This is a genomic window from Streptomyces sp. NBC_00988 (genome assembly GCF_045162645.1).
Lineage (GTDB): Bacteria > Actinomycetota > Actinomycetes > Streptomycetales > Streptomycetaceae > Streptomyces.
In genome coordinates this window covers 7,338,764-7,355,268 of record NZ_CP108730.1, presented here as the reverse complement: position 1 = coordinate 7,355,268, position 16,505 = coordinate 7,338,764, and the positions used below count along the sequence as shown (strand labels likewise).

Genomic DNA, 16,505 nt, shown 5'->3' with positions numbered 1-16,505 from the left:
GCTCCTAGCGCTTCTTGTTCGTCTTGCGGCGGCGGACGATGTACTTGCTCGATGCCTTCTTCGGCGAGCGAGTACGACCCTCCTTCTGACCCCACGGGGAGACCGGGTGGCGACCACCGGAGGTCTTGCCCTCACCACCACCGTGCGGGTGGTCGACCGGGTTCATCGCAACACCACGGACGGACGGGCGAACGCCCAGCCAGCGCTTACGGCCGGCCTTGCCCCAGTTGATGTTGCTCTGCTCGGCGTTGCCGACCTCGCCGACCGTGGCGCGGCAGCGCTGGTCGACCAGGCGGATCTCACCGGAGGGCATACGAAGGTGGGCCATCGTGCCCTCCTTCGCCAGCAGCTGCACCGAGGCACCGGCGGAGCGGGCGAACTTGGCGCCGCCACCGGGACGGAGCTCGATCGCGTGGATCGTGGTACCGACCGGGATGTTGCGGAGCGCCAGGTTGTTGCCCGGCTTGATGTCGGCCCCGGGACCGTTCTCGACGCGGTCACCCTGCTGCAGGTTGCGCGGGGCGAGGATGTAGCGCTTCTCGCCGTCCGCGTAGTGCAGCAGCGCGATGCGCGCGGTGCGGTTGGGGTCGTACTCGATGTGCGCGACCTTCGCCGGCACGCCGTCCTTGTCATGGCGACGGAAGTCGATGACGCGGTAGGCGCGCTTGTGTCCGCCACCCTGGTGGCGAACGGTCACACGACCGGAATTGTTACGGCCGCCCTTGCTGTGCAGCGGGCGGACCAGCGACTTCTCCGGCGTGGACCGCGTGACCTCGACGAAGTCGGCGACGCTGGAGCCACGGCGGCCCGGCGTAGTCGGCTTGTACTTGCGGATTCCCATTTCTCAGTCCTCGTCCGATATCGGACGATCCGACCCGCTTACGCGGCCGGACCGCCGAAGATGTCGATACGGTCGCCCTCAGCGAGGGTCACGATCGCGCGCTTGCTGCCCGCGCGCTGACCGAAACCGGTCTTGGTGCGCTTGCGCTTGCCCTGACGGTTGATCGTGTTGACCCCGGTGACCTTGACCGAGAAGACCGCCTGGACGGCCTGCTTGATCTGGGTCTTGTTGGCACCCGGGGCGACGATGAACGTGTACTTGCCCTCGTCGAGGAGCGCGTAGCTCTTCTCCGAGACGACCGGCTTCAGCAGCACGTCACGGGGGTCCGTGAACGACTTGCTGATCGGCGTCTCGACGGTGTTCTTGCCCTCGGTCTCGTGCCGCTTCGCCTTGGCGATGCGGGCGACCTTCTTGGCCTTGGCGGCCTTCGAGGCGATGCTCGGGTGACGCGTAGCCATCAGGCTTCGCTCCCTTCGGTGTCAGCGGCCTGGGGGCCAGACACGAAGGACTCGAAAGCGGCCTGGGTGAAGACCACGTCGTCCGAGACGAGAACGTCGTACGTGTTCAGCTGGCCCGGCTCCAGGATGTGGACCTGGGGCAGGTTGCGCGCGGAAAGCAGCGCGGCCTCGTCGGAGCGCTCGATGACCAGGAGCACGTTCTTGCGCTCGCTGACCTTGCCGAGGAAGCTCTTGGCGGCCTTGGTGGAGGGGGTCTCGCCCTCGATCACGCCGGTGATGACGTGGATGCGAGCGTTGCGGGCCCGGTCGGTGAGGGCGTGGCGCAGGGCCGCGGCCTTCATCTTCTTCGGGGTCCGCTGCGAGTAGTCGCGCGGCGTCGGGCCGTGCACGACGCCACCGCCGGCGAACTGCGGGGCGCGGGTCGAGCCCTGACGGGCGCGGCCGGTGCCCTTCTGGCGGTACGGCTTCTTACCGCCACCGCGGACCTCGCCACGACGCTTGACCTTGTGCGTGCCCTGACGGGCGGCGGCCAGCTGTGCGACGACGACCTGGTGAAGCAGCGGGATGCTGATCTTCTCTACGTCGAAGATCTCGGCCGGGAGCTCTACGGTCCCGGCGTTGTCGCCGGAGGGCGACAGAATGTCAATGGTGCTCATAGTCCTCAGGCCCCCTTGGCCGCGGTACGGACCAGGACGAGGCCGCCGTTCGGACCCGGGATGGCTCCCTTGATGAGGAGCAGTCCCTTCTCCGCGTCAACAGCGTGAACGGTCAGGTTCTGGGTGGTGACCCGCTCGTTGCCCATGCGGCCCGCCATGCGGACGCCCTTGAACACACGGCCCGGGGTGGCACAGCCACCGATGGAGCCGGGAGAGCGGTGCTTGCGCTGGACACCGTGGCCGGCGCCGAGGCCCTTGAAGTTGTGACGCTTCATGACACCGGCGAAGCCCTTGCCCTTGCTCTTGCCGGTCACGTCGACCTTGACGCCGGCCTCGAACACCTCAGCGGTGATCTCCTGGCCGAGCGTGTACTCGGAGGCGCCCGCGGTGCGGATCTCGACGAGGTGGCGACGCGGCGTGACATCGGCCTTGGCGAAGTGACCCTTGAGGGGCTTGTTCACCTTGCGCGGGTCGATCTCGCCGAAGGCGATCTGGACCGACTCGTAGCCGTCACTGTCGTTCGTACGGACCTGGGTCACGACGTTGGGGCCGGCCTTGACGACGGTCACGGGAACAACACGGTTGTTCTCGTCCCACACCTGCGTCATGCCGAGCTTCTCGCCCAGGATGCCCTTGATCTGCTTAGCCATCTTCAGCTCACCGGCCCCTAGAGCTTGATCTCGATGTCGACACCGGCCGGGAGGTCGAGTCGCATCAGAGAGTCAACGGTCTTGGGGGTGGGGTCGAGGATGTCGATCAGGCGCTTGTGCGTGCGCATCTCGAAGTGCTCGCGCGAGTCCTTGTACTTGTGCGGCGACTTGATGACGCAGTACACGTTCTTCTCAGTGGGCAGCGGCACCGGGCCCGCGACCGACGCACCAGTGCGCGTCACCGTCTCGACGATCTTCTTCGCCGAGGAGTCGATGACCTCGTGGTCGTAGGCCTTGAGCCGGATGCGGATCTTCTGTCCCGCCATGGCTACTCAGTAGTCCTGTCTCTAGTAACGCTCTGCACCCCGGTAAAGCCCTTCTGCTCTCTGTCTCTTCGATTCCTCCGACCCACGCGGTCGGGTGTGTCGCGCTCTCACCGACACAGAAGTCCCATATACGGAACTTCCCTGCTGGGAAAGCACGGCCCTTCCGGAACCGCAAGCCGAGGGCGAAGAAGCCCACCGGGTGCCTGGCCGGCGCCGCACTGACACTTCCCGAAAGATTCCCGTACGTCCGCCCCAGCGCTGCCGTAAGGCAGTTGGGACGACGAGTACCGTGGGACTCGCTTCCGGTCCTCCCGACGGGAGGCGCGCAGCATCAACACTCGACCGAGCAACTCCGACAGTCTGCCATATGGGGCAGTGCCTCCGCCAATCGAGCCGGAGAGAATACCCCGGGAGTGACGTAGGTCAAACGCACGGCCGATCAGACCGGGGCGAGTTGGGCACCCACGCCCATGCTCTGCGCCGAGGGCACTGCGCCGCGCCTGCCGAGACCTGCTCCCGCTGCCTCAGCCCTGCCCCGAGGCACCGACCGACCGGAAGCACCGCGAGTACAGGTTCACCTCGATGAGCGGCTCGTTGCCGTCCAGTCCCTTGAGCCAGGTGATCTCGGCCTGGCTGAGCGTCTTCTCGTGGACGACCAGGATCTGCATGTTCTTGTTGCTGCTGCCGTCGTCGCCGACCTTCTCGATCTTCCAGCCCTGCTTGGGCAGCCCCTGGCGCAGATTGGCCATGCCCTTCTCCATGACGTCGTTCCCCACCCCGTACGCCGACCAGGGGTGCCGGATCCTGTTCAACTCCCCCGAGCCACCGTCACCGGACCCACAGGGCTGAACGTTCGGGCCCGGTTCTGTGACCTTGCTCTTGATGCTCATGACGTCGAAGATCTGGCTGGACAGCTTCGAGATCTCCCCCTTGACCGTCTCGGTCGACCGGGACTTCGGCTCGTAGCCCAACGAGTTCCCACTTCCCTGAGAAGAAGACGAACAGCCTGTTGCCAGTACGAGGGCGGACGCGGCGATCAATGGTCCTGCGCCTGCGAAAAATCCCCTACGGGCAGTAACTCCCCTGCGGGGCTGGGGACGTTCAGTCCTCCAGAACGACATCTCCGTACCTTCCTGTGATCACCCGAGCCTGGTTCTCCAGGCTGAGCGACGCTTGCTGACCGTCTGTGTCCCAGAATCCGCTGTGGCCGTCCGAGTCACTCTTCATCACGTTTCCGCCGAACGATTCATCGGTGGGAATGGTCAGGTTGTCACCGAGCCCCATCAGGCGACCGCCCTGACGCACGATCTCGTCGTCCCCAGGTCCACCCATCGCCCAGACATGATCCGCACCGACGCCCAGGTCAGCCGCATGATCCGCCTGAACACCAGGGCTCCCCGCGAACATGTAGTCGTCGACAGCCTCGGAGTCGCTCCACGTCCCGGACTGGGCGGAGACACCGACGACCGTGCTTCCGTAGCTGTGCCCGAGGACCGTGGTGTGGGCGGCGTTTCCGGAGGCTTCTTCATGGGCTGCCCTGTTTCCTTGGAGGAAGTCGTACAGACGCGGGCCTCCCTCCTCCGCGTACTTACCGCTACTCGCCTGCGGAACGATGCTGTCCGGAGGGTCGTAGTCGAGCCACGTGACGGTGGAAACGTTCTGGCCCGGCGCAAGCTTGGAGCTCTCCGCCCACAGGGTCTCCCCGCGACCGAGGTCCCCATGGGAGTCTCCCTCTCCGATCTTTTCGAGGCCGGAGAAGGTACCGGGGACATATACAGCCACATGGTCCGCGAGATCCGGATTTCCGTTGGCGATGATGACCTTTCCGTCGCCCAGCCCCACCGGGTCGAAACCGAGCAGGTACGCCTCGGGCAGACCTCCTTCGCCGGTCCGGTCGAAGCGGTCCTGGATGTACCCCATGCCCGTAAGGACCTGCTTCAACTGCCCCGACCGATCGCCGTACTGCCTGTACCAGTCCATCCACTCGTCGGTGTGCACCTTTGACGGGTACGAGCCTGCAGTGATCCACGTCCACTCGTCGGCGGGAGGCTTCGGGATCGAGTCCAGCTCGATTTGGAGCCGCGCCCGTGTCTCGTCGAACACCACGCGATTGGCCTCGTCCCGGACTGCGGACGGCAATCCGTTGAGCTCCCCCACAGCCTTGGGGTCAACGGATATCCACGCGGCCCGCTCCTCCGCTGTGAGCCCCTTCCACCACTCCGCGTTGTCCTCCGGGCTGCCGTCCTGGGGCGGCTGGGGCAGCGAGTCGAGGTATTTTCTGCCCGCTTCACGCACGCCGCTCGTGTCGGCGGACGCGTCGGCCCAGTCCTTGTCGGAAACGGTGAGATCGTCGTCCGCCTTCAACGCGCGCAGCTTCGGCGCCCACTTCTCGTCAGCCTCCGTCGCCTCCTTCAGGGCACCGGCGATCCGGTCGGCATAGTCCTGGGCGAGGCGGTGGTTGGGGTTGGTGTCGAAGTTCGCCGCCTGTTGACCCACCGCGGCGGCTGTGTCGTCCGTAAGGCCACTCACCGTGCCGCCGTGGGGGACTTTGCCGTCCTGGCCTTTCTCCCCGGCCGGCGGATAGGTGATCGAACCGTCGGCGTTCACGATGAGCGTCGCCGTCTGCGCGCCTTCGAGCGCCGCGTCGAGCTTGCTCTTGGCCGCTCCCACCTCGTACGAGAACGCCTCAAGCGCCGTACTGACAAGACCGCACTCGACCTGGATGTAGTGGAAGTTCTTGCCCAGCTCCATCAGCTGTTTGACCGCAGCGGTCGCAGCTTCGCCCTTCAGCGAGTTCCTCATGGCTACGGCGATCTGACTCTCGATACGGTCCTTGGCCGCGCTCGCCATGTCGGAAGTGCTGCGGTATCCGTCGGCCGCCTCCGAGTACTCGGTCGGCTTCAGGGCCCTGAGTGTCGCGAGGTCCATGACGACGCGTTACCGCCCCTTGTCCTGGCCGCCGACGGCCGGGGTGTCCGCGTACTCGACCTCCAGGTTGCCGAGTTCGACCTCGACCGCCTCATCGGTCTTCAGCTGCTCGTTGCCCGCTTTCTCCAGCAGCCCCGAGAGCTTCCCGCAACGCGCGCTGACGCTCTTGACGTAGGCCTCCCACGAGTCGTGGACCTCCTTCTGAGCCGCTGCGGTCACACAGCCGGAGTCTTCACCGAGGCCTTTCTGCCCGTCCGTCAGCTTCCCGAACGCCTTGCTGATGTCGTCACGGAGCGAGCCGACGTCCTCCCCTGCCTTGGCCCAGTCGCGTCGGTTCGACACCAACTGACCGCCGGAACCCCCCGGGTCCATCGGTACGTGGTTCAGCTGCATCCGGGCAGAACTCCGTTCAGCCGCCGCGGTTTTGAGCTGCTCCCACTCCTCCCACTCCTCCCACGCCATGCGTAGTTCCTCCCCGTGTCACTTGGCATGCCACCGAGCGGATACGAACACACGCTCGCACCACTCGGCGTTCGGAAACGTACCGTAGCTACCCCGCACCCCCTGCCTCATCCGCATCGGCCACCACGGCGTATGAGTATCCGTACTCAGCCGGAACCAGGCCCCTGGTCAGGCGGTGCAGGGGGCGTCCGACGCCTGCGGATGGCGGCCACCGCGATCACGGCACCGAGAACCAGGACAACGCCTGTGCCCAGCCCGACCCAGAGGGCGTTGCCTCCGTCCTTGTCGGAGGAGACTTCCGTCGCCCCGTTCGCTCCCTCGTCCTGAACAGCTGAGTCCTTGGGGGCCGCAGCTCCGGGAGACCGCGACGCCGAGGCATGGAGGTCCGGCAGCGGGTAGGTGCCGGCCGCCCCCGGATCACCGGGATCCTGAAGCGCGACACGCGGCCGGACGATGCCGTACCCGATCGAGTCGTTGCGCTTCGCGCCGTCCGTGGGGGCGCCGATCGTGTTGAGCAGGACCCGGAGGACCTGGTTGTTGGTCCACGTCGGGTGCTTGGACCAGATCAGGGCGGCGCCGGCGGAGGCCAGGGCGGTGGCGTCACTGGTGCCATGGCTCTTGCAGAGGCCCGTCTCCCCTCCGCAGGCATGGACCATATCCTCGCCCGGGGCCGCCATGTCGACCTGCGAGCCCGATTCGGATTCGGCAGTCCCACGGAGGTCCTTGCCCACCGCCGCCACTCCGACCACACCGGGCGTGGCCGCCGGATACTCGACCGGATTGCCCTTGTCCCCGTCATTTCCCACGGCCGCGAAAACGAGCGAGCCGTGATCCAGGGCGTATTTCACCGCGGCCGTGAGCTGCGGGCTGTTGAGACGCCCGCCCATGGAAATGTTGATGACCTCGGCTCCGGCGTCCGCCGCGTAACGGATCGCCTTGCTGAAGTAGGAGGGCCCCGCGAAGCCATTGGTGTCGCTGTCCGCGGGCAAGCGGACAGGCAGGATCCTGGCCCCCGGAGCGAGACCGAACGCGCCGTTCCCCCCGTCGTAGGCACCGGTTCCCGCGATGAGTCCGGCCATCCCCGTGCCATGGCCGTCATAGTCCGTGTGCTCGTCACCGGAGCGGCCCGAAGGCGCGAGGTCCTTGCCGTCGAGCACCCGCCCCTTCAAGTCCGGGTTGCCCGGGTCGACTCCGGTGTCGATCACGGCGACCGTGATGCCCTTGCCCGTGCTCGTTCGCCACATCTCCTCCGCGTGCATGGCGTCCAGGTGCCACTGCTGGGAGCGGGTGGAGGCGGCATGGACCGGAGCGGCCGTAGCGCCGAGCAGCAGAAGGCCCGTCACGGCTGAGGCCACGGCGCCGGACGCCCTGCGCCAGGTGTTCCTCGTGGACATGTACTTCCTCTCGTGGCCCTGGCCTCAGTCGGAGGGCGGTGGTTCGCTACGGCGGCGAGCCCCCTGTTCCTGTTTCCCCTGTCCAGTACGACCGGGCCGCCGGGCGGCATCGCCGGGCACTCCGCCCCGGGGACCGGCCTCAGTCGGCGTACCGCCGGAGATGCCTCCTCGTGTCGGTGCGGCGGGCACCGGCGCGCCAGGACGGGCCGGAGCACTGCCTGTCCGCTGCGGAGTGCCGCCGACGACACCGTTGGACGGAGTGGGAAAGGAACGCCCGGCCACCGGACCGGCAGTCGCCTGCCTCCCCGGTGCCGCGACGGGCATCCGGCCGGCCGGACCCCGGCTTCCCGCCCGCTCTCCGCCGACGACCGTGCTCCCTGACGGCCGCCCCGTCGATCTGCCGATGGCGGGCTTTTCGGTCGGACGCCCACCGCTGATTCCCGAGCCGGCCGGAACGCCACGGCCGGCGGGCATGCCTCTGCCGGGAGCGCTACGACCGGATGCCGCGCCGGAACCGCGCAGGTCGCGGTTGGCGACCGGACTCGCCTCGCCTACGCCCCGTCCGGTGACGGAACCGGTGATGCCCTGCCCGAGCGGACCGGACGTACGTCCACCGGCAGCGGATCCACCCGGCCCACTGGAACCGGCGGGCCCGCGCGAACCAACACCCGAGATCGGTGCGGCGATTACGCCCGCTGACGGGAGCGCACCCGTCTCCGGGAGGACCGGCACCGGCACCCCACCCGCCGTACTCATGGCGGAGTGAGATGTATCGGGAAGAGAACCCACCGAGTCGATACCCACCTGCGTGGAGCGCTCTCTGTCTTCCAGAGCCGGGCGATCGGCCGACGTCCGCCCGACCGCGATGGTCGTCGCCTCGGGCTGGTCGGGCTGGTCGGGCTGAGCGGCACACGTATGTGTGACGCCGTCGGCGCCAACCAGATCGGACACCGTGGCGCGCCCACCCGACCTGTGGGAACTCACATCCTCGGAGCGAGCCAGATCTTCCGACGACCCGTACTTCTCCGGCGGTCGGATCGCATCCGGCGGCGGCGGAAACGCGGGCCGCTCCAACCCGTCCAGCTGCGTGGCCGACAGTCGGTACGACTGTCCCAGCTTGAGCATCTGGAGTGCGGCCTCCTGGCGGACCTTCTCCTTGGCTGCGGTGGTGGCGGCGAGTTCTGTCGCGGACTTGGTGTGGACGGCCGTGGCGTCGGGGGCGTTGTGGGCCAGGGACGCCGCGTTCGGAGTCGCTCGCGCGCTTTTCGTATCGCGCGGGATCGCGGCCTGGGCGTGGGCGATCGCGTCGGACGCCTGGCCCAGCCACTTCACGGCGCCGTCGCTGAAGTCGCCCAGGCGCAGGGTGGAGTTGGCCAGGTCGCCGGCCCAGGTGCGGAACGCGTCGGCTCCCTCACCCTTCCACTCCACGTGCTGCGGGCGGACCTTGAGTTCCTCGCCGATCCTGCGGATCTCCTCGGCGGCCGCGGTCAGGCGGTCTGCGGCGAACCGCACCGTGCCCGGGTTCGCCTGGTCGAGCCACGCGAGCATCTGCTCGTGGCTCATGTCCTCGAAGGGCGTGCTGCCGGTTCCGGGCGCTACGGCGGACATCAGATCGTGCCTCCCGCGTCGCCTCCGGTGACGGTGTGAAGCTCCTTCGGGAACTGGGGGTCGTGGGCGCCGCCGTAGCGCTTCGTCGTCTCCGCGCTGATCGCGGTCATGCGGTCGCGGAGGTCGAGGTCAATGTTCCGGTAGCCCTTGTGCGAGGCCAGCACCGCGATGTTCATGCCCTCCATTGAGTCCGAGAGCAGCTTCGAGAGCGTCTCCAGTTCACCGACCACCGTCTCGTACGCGGTGAACAGCCCGGCCGCCTCGGACCATTGGCCGCCACCGCCACCGAACTGCTGCCGTACGAGCCGCTCCTGGCCGACCTTGCCCGGGCCGGCGTCCGAGTCCTTGAGGTCGTGAATCAGTTGGTCGACGCGTTTCCGGAACGCCGTGAACGACGACAGTTCGGTGGCGACATCGGCAGCCCCGTTGGCAGCGTCGAACGCACCGAACACACCGGACGCCCACGACGACGTCCCCGAGCCCGATCCACCGTCGCTCGGCAGCACACTGCCCTCCCCCGTGCGTTCCTCAACACCCCAGTACCACCGCCCACTTTAGCTACACCCAGTGACAGTCCCGTTTCACTCCGTTCCGTTAGCGGTCGGAACGGGCCGGTCAGCTGGGCCAGGAGGGGACCACTCCCGCGAAGAAGATCACCGAGAGCAGGACCGTGCCGGGCGCGAGGACGGCGACCACGCGGCGGCGGGCGACGTTCAACTCGGCCTGCGGCAGGCCCCAACTGACCAGCAACAGCGCGACGGAGGCCAGAAGCCCTGCCTGAAGGAACGTGAAGGCGGTGTCGAACCTTCGGGTGAAGTGCGCCGCCTCCGCTCCGTCGCAGGCGTCGCAGGCCATGGGTGAGAGGCCGGCGACGATGTACGCGACGAGGGCGGCGGGAAGGGTGACGACCGTCGCGATCAGCGGTCCGACCCATGTACCGCGTACCGAAGTGCCCTGCGTGATCGACATGCCCTCAGCCAACTGCAGGGCGCGGGGCGGCACATGAGCGCTCGTACTCATTCAGGCAACGTCACTTGCACCCCAAGGTCTTGAGTGTCGCCGGGAAGTAGGCCCGCATGAACTTCTCGATGTCCTTGCGGTGGGTCTGGTCCATCAGTTTGATTTGGGGGACTTGGAGGGTGAGGGTGAAGTATTTGCCGCCGTTGGTCTTGCAGGGGGCGATCGAGATGGCTCCGTCGGTGCCGACGATTGTCTTGTAAGTGAAGTCAATGGCTCGGGGATCTGTTACGTGCGAGACCGAACCCGTGCCCTGTGCCAGGTACATCAGGTCAGTCGGGTTCGGGTCCCACGAGAACCCGAGGTCAAGGACTGGGTCGGGGCCGGACAACAACACGCAGGGAGCTGTGATCGCTTCGGAACGATCCACACGGTTGTACTCGTGCAAGTCTTCGCCCGATGTCACCAACGGACGACTCACCGAGGGATCGACGTGCGTACCGCAAATGGTCTTCGGGATCTCGTGGTCGGCCGGGTCGTCGCAGGAAGCCGCGACGACAGAGACAGAAAGTGCGCAGAGGCCGAGGAGAACGGCACGGATACGTGTGTTCACTTGGACTGTTCCCCGGAGACGCCCTTGGCGTTCGCCATCCCGTCGATCGACGATCGGCGAATTTCCTGGTGCGGGTTGAAGTAGGAGCTGTCAACGACTCGATGCGTCTTGCTCCACTCCTCTGAGAGGCCCATTAGCTGTCGGTTCCTCTTGTAGTAGACCTTGACATTCTCTTCGGTCTGCTTGTCATCAAGCTTCTTCTGTTCGTCCGCGAGCCATTGATCGGTTACATAGTCGAACCCCGTCTGCACATCACCACTGACCACAGGGATGTAACTGATCGCCTTGTCAAAGAACGGCTTGGTCTGGAACTCCGCGACCTTCGGATCCCCCGCAGCCTGCACCCGCGCCTCCTCCAGGAAACCCACGGTCCGGCCGGCCCCGCTCAGAGAATCGGCCGATTTCGAGTGGTCGTTGTGAATGGCTGACACCATCGCCTGGTTCATCCCACCGTTCAAAGTCCCGTACGCACCCTCATCCTTGGACACCTGCTTCGCAACCTCGAAAAGCTGATGCTGGTCCAAGGGCGAATGGCCAACATCCACCTCGCTCATGGCCGCATGCACAGTCCCCCCATGATTGACCAGGACGTTAGCCATCGGCTTCCGCAACGACGCCGGAAACTCATCCCCCTTGTCCGCCAAATACGTGAGCGCCGACTTGAACACCGCATCATTCGTCGCCCGATCCCCCACCCGAACCCCCTTCGGATCCGCAGGATCGATCCCCGTGGCCCCCGCCTGCAACGCCGCCCCGAAGCCGGCCCGGTCGTCCCCGTCCAACCGGGACACATAGTGGCCGCCCTTCGAAACCCCCTCATCGCTGAGGGTGACGTTCCAATCCCGATCCTTCATGAGGTACTCCATGTGGGCGTCGGAATGGAGATACCGCGCCGCCTCCGCCGGATCGCGGCTCATGATGCCGAGCATGCCGTCGACGGGATCGTTGGCGAACCAACCGCCGCGCGCCCCGGCGTAGGTGCCCTTCACCCGCCAGATCCCGGGGTGTTTCTTCTCCGCCGCGATCATGTCGTCGGTGAGATCCTCGACCATCCCCGGCGCGTAGCCGTGGCCCTTCTGCATCAGCGTGACGAGGGACTGGTAGCCGACGGCCTTGTCCAGGTGGAGGCCCTGGGCGTCCGTGGCGTAGTGCGCCACACCCGCGCGCCGCATCGCGGTGCGCCACTTCCCGTACCAGGGAGACTTCGTGTGTCTCGTCGCCGTAGCGAGCGTGTTCGCCAGACCCGTCTCGATCGCCGAGTACCCACCCGCACCCGCGCCGCCCTGGACGTGGATGCGGTCGTTCAGCTCGTTCGTGAGCTTGAGCGTGCCGGTGGGGCCGAGGTCGTCCAGGACCATCCGTGAGAAACCCTCGTCCTCGCTGTTGTCGCGGAACGACCGTTCCAACTCAGCGAGTTGAGCATCCGTCAATTCCCCGCCCCTGCTCAGCTTCTGCAGGTACCCCTCCGCCTCCTCGGCCTCGTACGCCTCGATGTCGCCCAGCGCCCTGCCGTTGAACCCCCGCCCGCCGGCCAGCAGTTCGGAGTCGGTCACCACCGCCGCCAGCGCGATCCGGACGCCCGTGTCCGCGTCCGTCACATCGCGTACGGCCTTGTTGATCCCGTCCTGCCACGGCTGTACGGCCTGGGGAGCTGCGGGGGTGTGCGGCTGGCCCGAACTCGGACTCACCACCCCGGACTCCGAGACCCGCATGCCCGCCCGGACCGCGTCCCACCGCGCCGCCACCACCCGGCCCCGCAACTCCACGAACCGGTCGTGCGCGTCCCGCAGCAGCGCCGCGATCCCCTTGGCCTCCGTCTGCGCGTACTGGAACTCCTTGAGCGTGACGTCGAAACGGGCGGTCGCCGCGTCGGCGCTGAGCCCGGTCCACGACGTGCCCACGGAGATGCCGTGCACATCCCGCCGGTACGCCGCCTCCTGCTTCTCGAACTCGCCCGCCATGCCGTCCCAGCGCTCGGCCGCGGTGGCCAGCGCGGCGAGGTCGGTGGTCATGATCTCGTGATACGTCGGCATGCGCCCAATCGCCCCAATAGCTCCGCTGACTCAATAACTCCGCTGATCCGAAGGCCCGTTGACCCACCGACCCAATGACCCGCCGACCCGCTCGCCTCAGAACGTGTCCAACGCGGACCGCTCCCGCAAAGCCGACCCCACCGCCAGATCCGTACTCGTCAGCACCGCGTTCCCGCTCCGCAACGCGTCCTTCTCCGCGCCCAGCCGGTCCATGAGGTTCTTCACCTGGTCCGCCCACGCCCCGTGCGCCTTCTTCAGAGCCGCCGAAGTGACCCACCCGCTCCCGTCCTTCGCGGCGAACTCCCGTACGGCGGCACCGTTTTCGTCGTCCGCCCACCGCCCCGCCGTACGCGTGCCGGGCTCGATGTGGTCCTCGATCGCCCGCGCCGCCGCCCGTTTCTCACCCGGCGACGAAGCCAGACCCGGCCCCCGTGCCGAAACCCCCGGCACACTCGGCACCCCCGAAACGTCCAGCACACCCGGCACGCCACCCGAAACGCCCGTCACGTCCACCCGTAACCCTCCGCCCGCCGCCGCGCGTTACACCCGCCGGCTCTCCAACGGCCCCAGGTACAGCGCCGGCAGACCCCCCGTGTCGATCACGAGCCGCTGCAGCACCACCGTCGGGTCCACCATCCAGAACCTCAACCGGTGGACCCCGGCCTTCGTCACGGAGTGTTTCGTCGCCGTCGCGTTGACGTTGTCGGAGGTGTTACGGGCCCACACCGCGTTCAACAGCCCGTCATCAGCACCGATGTTGATGTCGACGGTCACGATCGGCCCGTCGTCGAGCGAGACGCCGTAGCGCAGACCACCCGTCGGCAACGCAGGGTTACGAGGGGACAGGTACGCCCACACCGTGACCTCACCCCCAGGAGGCGCCGCCAGCAGACTCACCTCGTACTCCAGCCACGGCGAATCCACCCCACCCGGCGTCTGCCGAGGCAACGTCACCGGCCACGGCGTCATCCCCGCCCCGGTACACCCGGTACGCCCCGTACACCCCGTACGCCCGATGCCGTCGATACGACGCCACCCGCCGACCGCCCGGTCGTAGTGCTCCCCGTCGATCGCCACGTATCCGCCCGCCTCCACGAACCCCCGCAGCCCCCGCCCCGACGGCCTCTCCGCCACGCACGAGACAGTGACCGACTCCCCCGCACCGTGCACCGTCAACGACCCCCGCGCCCCGGAACCCCCCGGCACCCGCGCCCAGTCCACCCCCACCTCCACCCGAACCTGCCGCTCGACCCGCCCCCGCGGCCGTTCCACCACCAACCACGGCACCGACACCTCGATCCGGTAATCGAAGGCGGTACGACCCCGGTTGAACACCTCGACGAACTGCTGCGGCCGCGTCTGATACGGACTGAACGCAGGAAGTAGAGCCGCGGCCGTCACCCCTGCCGCACCCCCCGGCCACCACGCCCCCGACTCCGAAGCACCGTCCACCGACACCCCGAGCCCCGCCGCCCCCGGCACCTCAATCCGCCGCACCGCCGGGAACAACACATCCGGCAACGCCACGTTGTCCCTCTCCGGCTGCTGCCAACCGGCATTGGGCCCGTACCGCTCCACATCCCCGTAGTCGATGTGCGGCTGGGTCTGGAATCCCCGCCATTTCCCGCCCGCCACCGCCGAGTTGAAGCGCTCGGCCAGCGCGAAGTCCCGCGCCAACCCCGCTTCCGCCGCATCCGCGAGGTCGTTCGTCGCGGCCCGGCCCTGCGCCGCGTAGAGCAAGTTCGTGAACTCGGCCGACCGCAGCCCGTACAGGTTGGCGGTGGCCTGCACCTGGTACCCGACGAGTTCGAACCACGCGTCCCGCACCCCGGCCGGCAACCGTCGCCCGATCCACTCGGCACGTCTCCCCAGCTCCCGCCACTCCTCCGTGACCCGCTCCAACTCCCGGTGCCCGAAGGCGAAGGGAGTCTGCTGATCGTCGTAGACCACCCGGCCGTCGACGAGAGTGATCCGCCGGTTCAGCAACTCCGGCTTACGGCGGGCCTGCAACTGCCCGTACGCAGCCAGCACTGAGGCAATCTCATCGGCCTGCCCTGCCCCGAAGTTCTGGCGCGCGTACCGCAATTCCCACTCGCCCAGCCGCGAGGCATCCCAACCCTCAGGATTCCAGGCGTAGTTGAGAAAGAACTCGGTCGGCAGCTCGTTCCCCTTCAGGTCGCCCACATTCGCGACCCACAACCCACGATTCCCGTACGCGTACGCCGCGTGCAGCTGCTCCCACACGTTCCGCAGGTTCGCCGTGTCCACCCACTTGTAGTTCCGCCCGGCGCCCACGTAATCGAAGTGGTAGTACAGGCCATAACCCCCGGCCCGGTCACCGTCTCCCGCCCCGTCCCCTACATCCGGATGCTTACGGATGTTCCCCCAGTTGTCGTCCGTCAGAACGACGGTCACATCGTCCGGCGCCCGCAACCCCCGGTCCCAGTACCGCTGCACCTCCTTGTACAGCGTCCACACCTGCGGAGTCTCCTCCGCCGGCCGCCCCGTCACCTCCTCGATGATCTGCCGCTGCGCCGCGATGATCTCCTGCATCAGCTCAATGCCGTCACCGTCGGGGAGGCTCGTGTCGCCGTTCCCGCGCATGCCGAGCGTGACGACGCCCTCGAAGCCCTGGTCGACCATCCGCTGCACACCGGCCCGCCAATAGGCCCGTATCGCCGGGGAGTTGAGCCGGTACGACCACTCCCCCGTCCCGCCGTACGGATCGTGCCCCGGCGTCACGATCGCACCGGACGAGTCCCGGACGGCGGCGACCGCATGCCGGTTCCACTCCTCGATCCCCCGCATCATCGGCGCCTCATGCGACGTGCCCATGACAATCCCGTACTCCGAAGCCCGCCGATGGTTCTCCGGGTCGTCCTCCGCGAAGGCCCGCCCCCACACCGCCGGCCAGAGGTAGTTCCCCTTCAGCCGCAGCAGCACCTCGAAGACCCGGCCGTAGAAGTCCGCCGTGAAGCCGCCCGGATACCCCGGCGCCTTGCCCGGCCCGAAGTACGCCGGCGCCCACGTCCCGAGCGCCGGATTCTCGTCGTTGATGAAGAACCCGCGGTACTTCACCACCGGGGCGCCTTGCGAGTACCGCCCGGGCAGCACCCACACCTCGTCACGATGCGTGGGCGGCACGTCGTCCCACCAGTGCCAGGGCGAGACCCCGATGCCGTACGACACGTCGTACGCACCGAAGATCGTGCCGCGCGGGTCGCTCCCCGCGACGACGAACGCCCGCTCCACACCCGGCATCGGCCGCTCGACCACCGTCTGCAGCGAAGTCTCCCACCGGCCCCGCACCCCGGACACGTCCAGCCTCCCGGCGGCCACCAAACCGTCGATCAGCGCACTGCGCCCGATCGTCCCGACCAGCACCACCTCACGCGCACGCGCGAGCGCGCTCCCGGGGCGTACGCCGGTGACGCGTTCGATGTCGTCCCTCAGGTCCCCTGCCACCCGTACGACTCCGGGGTGATCGTCGGGGTCCACGACGACCGGGGCTCCGCCGAGGGGCAAGGCACCCGTCGTACGCGAGAAGGAGATGTACGGACCCGCATCCATGGACCGCGG

Annotated in this window: 16 protein-coding genes; all 16 read right to left on the bottom strand. The window is 67.6% G+C overall.

The genetic code is table 11. From position 1 onward, the window contains the following. Positions 1 to 4: 4 nt before the first annotated feature. The 16 genes from rplB to OG496_RS33855 all read right to left on the bottom strand — a co-directional run bounded on the left by rplB (position 5) and on the right by OG496_RS33855 (position 16,496). Positions 5 to 841, bottom strand: coding sequence for a 50S ribosomal protein L2 (rplB, locus tag OG496_RS33930; protein WP_019055517.1), 837 nt, complete (start codon positions 839 to 841; stop codon positions 5 to 7). Positions 842 to 879: 38 nt separating this feature from the next. Then, entirely contained in the window at positions 880 to 1,299 is a 420-nt protein-coding gene (gene rplW / locus OG496_RS33925; protein WP_200681734.1) for a 50S ribosomal protein L23, read from the bottom strand. Continuing rightward, entirely contained in the window at positions 1,299 to 1,955 is a 657-nt protein-coding gene (rplD, locus tag OG496_RS33920; RefSeq protein ID WP_033280017.1) for a 50S ribosomal protein L4, read from the bottom strand. The genes rplW and rplD overlap by 1 nt, the downstream gene beginning before the upstream one ends. Before the next feature lie 5 nt (positions 1,956 to 1,960). Then, a complete protein-coding gene (rplC, locus tag OG496_RS33915; RefSeq protein WP_266861021.1) occupies positions 1,961 to 2,605 on the bottom strand; it encodes a 50S ribosomal protein L3 in 645 nt (214 codons plus the stop codon). Between the two features lie 17 nt (positions 2,606 to 2,622). Beyond that, a complete protein-coding gene (gene rpsJ, locus OG496_RS33910; RefSeq protein WP_003948644.1) occupies positions 2,623 to 2,931 on the bottom strand; it encodes a 30S ribosomal protein S10 in 309 nt (102 codons plus the stop codon). Positions 2,932 to 3,455: 524 nt separating this feature from the next. After that, positions 3,456 to 3,902 carry a hypothetical protein gene (locus tag OG496_RS33905; RefSeq protein WP_399386557.1) on the bottom strand — a complete coding sequence of 149 codons (447 nt, stop codon included), beginning with the start codon at positions 3,900 to 3,902 and terminating at the stop codon, positions 3,456 to 3,458. Between the two features lie 130 nt (positions 3,903 to 4,032). Then, positions 4,033 to 5,859, bottom strand: a complete 1,827-nt coding sequence (locus OG496_RS33900) for an alpha/beta hydrolase (RefSeq protein ID WP_405973627.1) — start codon at positions 5,857 to 5,859, stop codon at positions 4,033 to 4,035. Positions 5,860 to 5,868: 9 nt separating this feature from the next. Then, complete coding sequence (locus OG496_RS33895) at positions 5,869 to 6,321, bottom strand: hypothetical protein (RefSeq protein WP_405973626.1); 453 nt, start codon at positions 6,319 to 6,321, stop codon at positions 5,869 to 5,871. Positions 6,322 to 6,467: 146 nt separating this feature from the next. Next, the gene (gene mycP / locus OG496_RS33890; RefSeq protein WP_405973625.1) at positions 6,468 to 7,715 is read right to left on the bottom strand and encodes a type VII secretion-associated serine protease mycosin; all 1,248 of its coding nucleotides are present in this window, start codon (positions 7,713 to 7,715) and stop codon (positions 6,468 to 6,470) included. A gap of 24 nt (positions 7,716 to 7,739) precedes the next feature. Beyond that, positions 7,740 to 9,323 (bottom strand): translation initiation factor IF-2, encoded by a 1,584-nt coding sequence (locus OG496_RS33885; RefSeq protein WP_405973624.1) that lies wholly within the window; start codon positions 9,321 to 9,323, stop codon positions 7,740 to 7,742. Then, positions 9,323 to 9,829: a hypothetical protein gene (locus tag OG496_RS33880; protein ID WP_405973623.1), complete on the bottom strand. Its 507-nt coding sequence runs from the start codon at positions 9,827 to 9,829 to the stop codon at positions 9,323 to 9,325. The genes OG496_RS33885 and OG496_RS33880 overlap by 1 nt, the downstream gene beginning before the upstream one ends. A gap of 109 nt (positions 9,830 to 9,938) precedes the next feature. Further along, positions 9,939 to 10,343 (bottom strand): hypothetical protein, encoded by a 405-nt coding sequence (locus OG496_RS33875; protein ID WP_405973622.1) that lies wholly within the window; start codon positions 10,341 to 10,343, stop codon positions 9,939 to 9,941. A gap of 10 nt (positions 10,344 to 10,353) precedes the next feature. After that, a complete protein-coding gene (locus OG496_RS33870) occupies positions 10,354 to 10,893 on the bottom strand; it encodes a hypothetical protein (protein ID WP_405973621.1) in 540 nt (179 codons plus the stop codon). After that, a complete protein-coding gene (locus OG496_RS33865) occupies positions 10,890 to 12,794 on the bottom strand; it encodes a hypothetical protein (protein ID WP_405973620.1) in 1,905 nt (634 codons plus the stop codon). The genes OG496_RS33870 and OG496_RS33865 overlap by 4 nt, the downstream gene beginning before the upstream one ends. 228 nt (positions 12,795 to 13,022) lie before the next feature. After that, positions 13,023 to 13,403 (bottom strand): hypothetical protein, encoded by a 381-nt coding sequence (locus OG496_RS33860; RefSeq protein WP_405973619.1) that lies wholly within the window; start codon positions 13,401 to 13,403, stop codon positions 13,023 to 13,025. 63 nt (positions 13,404 to 13,466) lie between these two features. Continuing rightward, the gene (locus OG496_RS33855; RefSeq protein ID WP_405973618.1) at positions 13,467 to 16,496 is read right to left on the bottom strand and encodes a glycosyl hydrolase 115 family protein; all 3,030 of its coding nucleotides are present in this window, start codon (positions 16,494 to 16,496) and stop codon (positions 13,467 to 13,469) included. Between the last annotated feature and the right edge of the window lie 9 nt (positions 16,497 to 16,505).

What these genes read in the sequence shown, in the direction of transcription:
- rpsJ (WP_003948644.1), bottom strand. Translation starts at nt 2,931, where the DNA reads ATGGCGGGACAGAAGATCCGCATCCGGCTCAAGGCCTACGACCACGAG.
- OG496_RS33895 (WP_405973626.1), bottom strand. Translation starts at nt 6,321, where the DNA reads ATGGCGTGGGAGGAGTGGGAGGAGTGGGAGCAGCTCAAAACCGCGGCG.
- rplD (WP_033280017.1), bottom strand. Translation starts at nt 1,955, where the DNA reads ATGAGCACCATTGACATTCTGTCGCCCTCCGGCGACAACGCCGGGACC.
- OG496_RS33900 (WP_405973627.1), bottom strand. Translation starts at nt 5,859, where the DNA reads ATGGACCTCGCGACACTCAGGGCCCTGAAGCCGACCGAGTACTCGGAG.
- rplC (WP_266861021.1), bottom strand. Translation starts at nt 2,605, where the DNA reads ATGGCTAAGCAGATCAAGGGCATCCTGGGCGAGAAGCTCGGCATGACG.
- rplB (WP_019055517.1), bottom strand. Translation starts at nt 841, where the DNA reads ATGGGAATCCGCAAGTACAAGCCGACTACGCCGGGCCGCCGTGGCTCC.
- rplW (WP_200681734.1), bottom strand. Translation starts at nt 1,299, where the DNA reads ATGGCTACGCGTCACCCGAGCATCGCCTCGAAGGCCGCCAAGGCCAAG.
- OG496_RS33885 (WP_405973624.1), bottom strand. Translation starts at nt 9,323, where the DNA reads ATGTCCGCCGTAGCGCCCGGAACCGGCAGCACGCCCTTCGAGGACATG.
- mycP (WP_405973625.1), bottom strand. Translation starts at nt 7,715, where the DNA reads ATGTCCACGAGGAACACCTGGCGCAGGGCGTCCGGCGCCGTGGCCTCA.
- OG496_RS33855 (WP_405973618.1), bottom strand. Translation starts at nt 16,496, where the DNA reads ATGGATGCGGGTCCGTACATCTCCTTCTCGCGTACGACGGGTGCCTTG.
- OG496_RS33875 (WP_405973622.1), bottom strand. Translation starts at nt 10,343, where the DNA reads ATGAGTACGAGCGCTCATGTGCCGCCCCGCGCCCTGCAGTTGGCTGAG.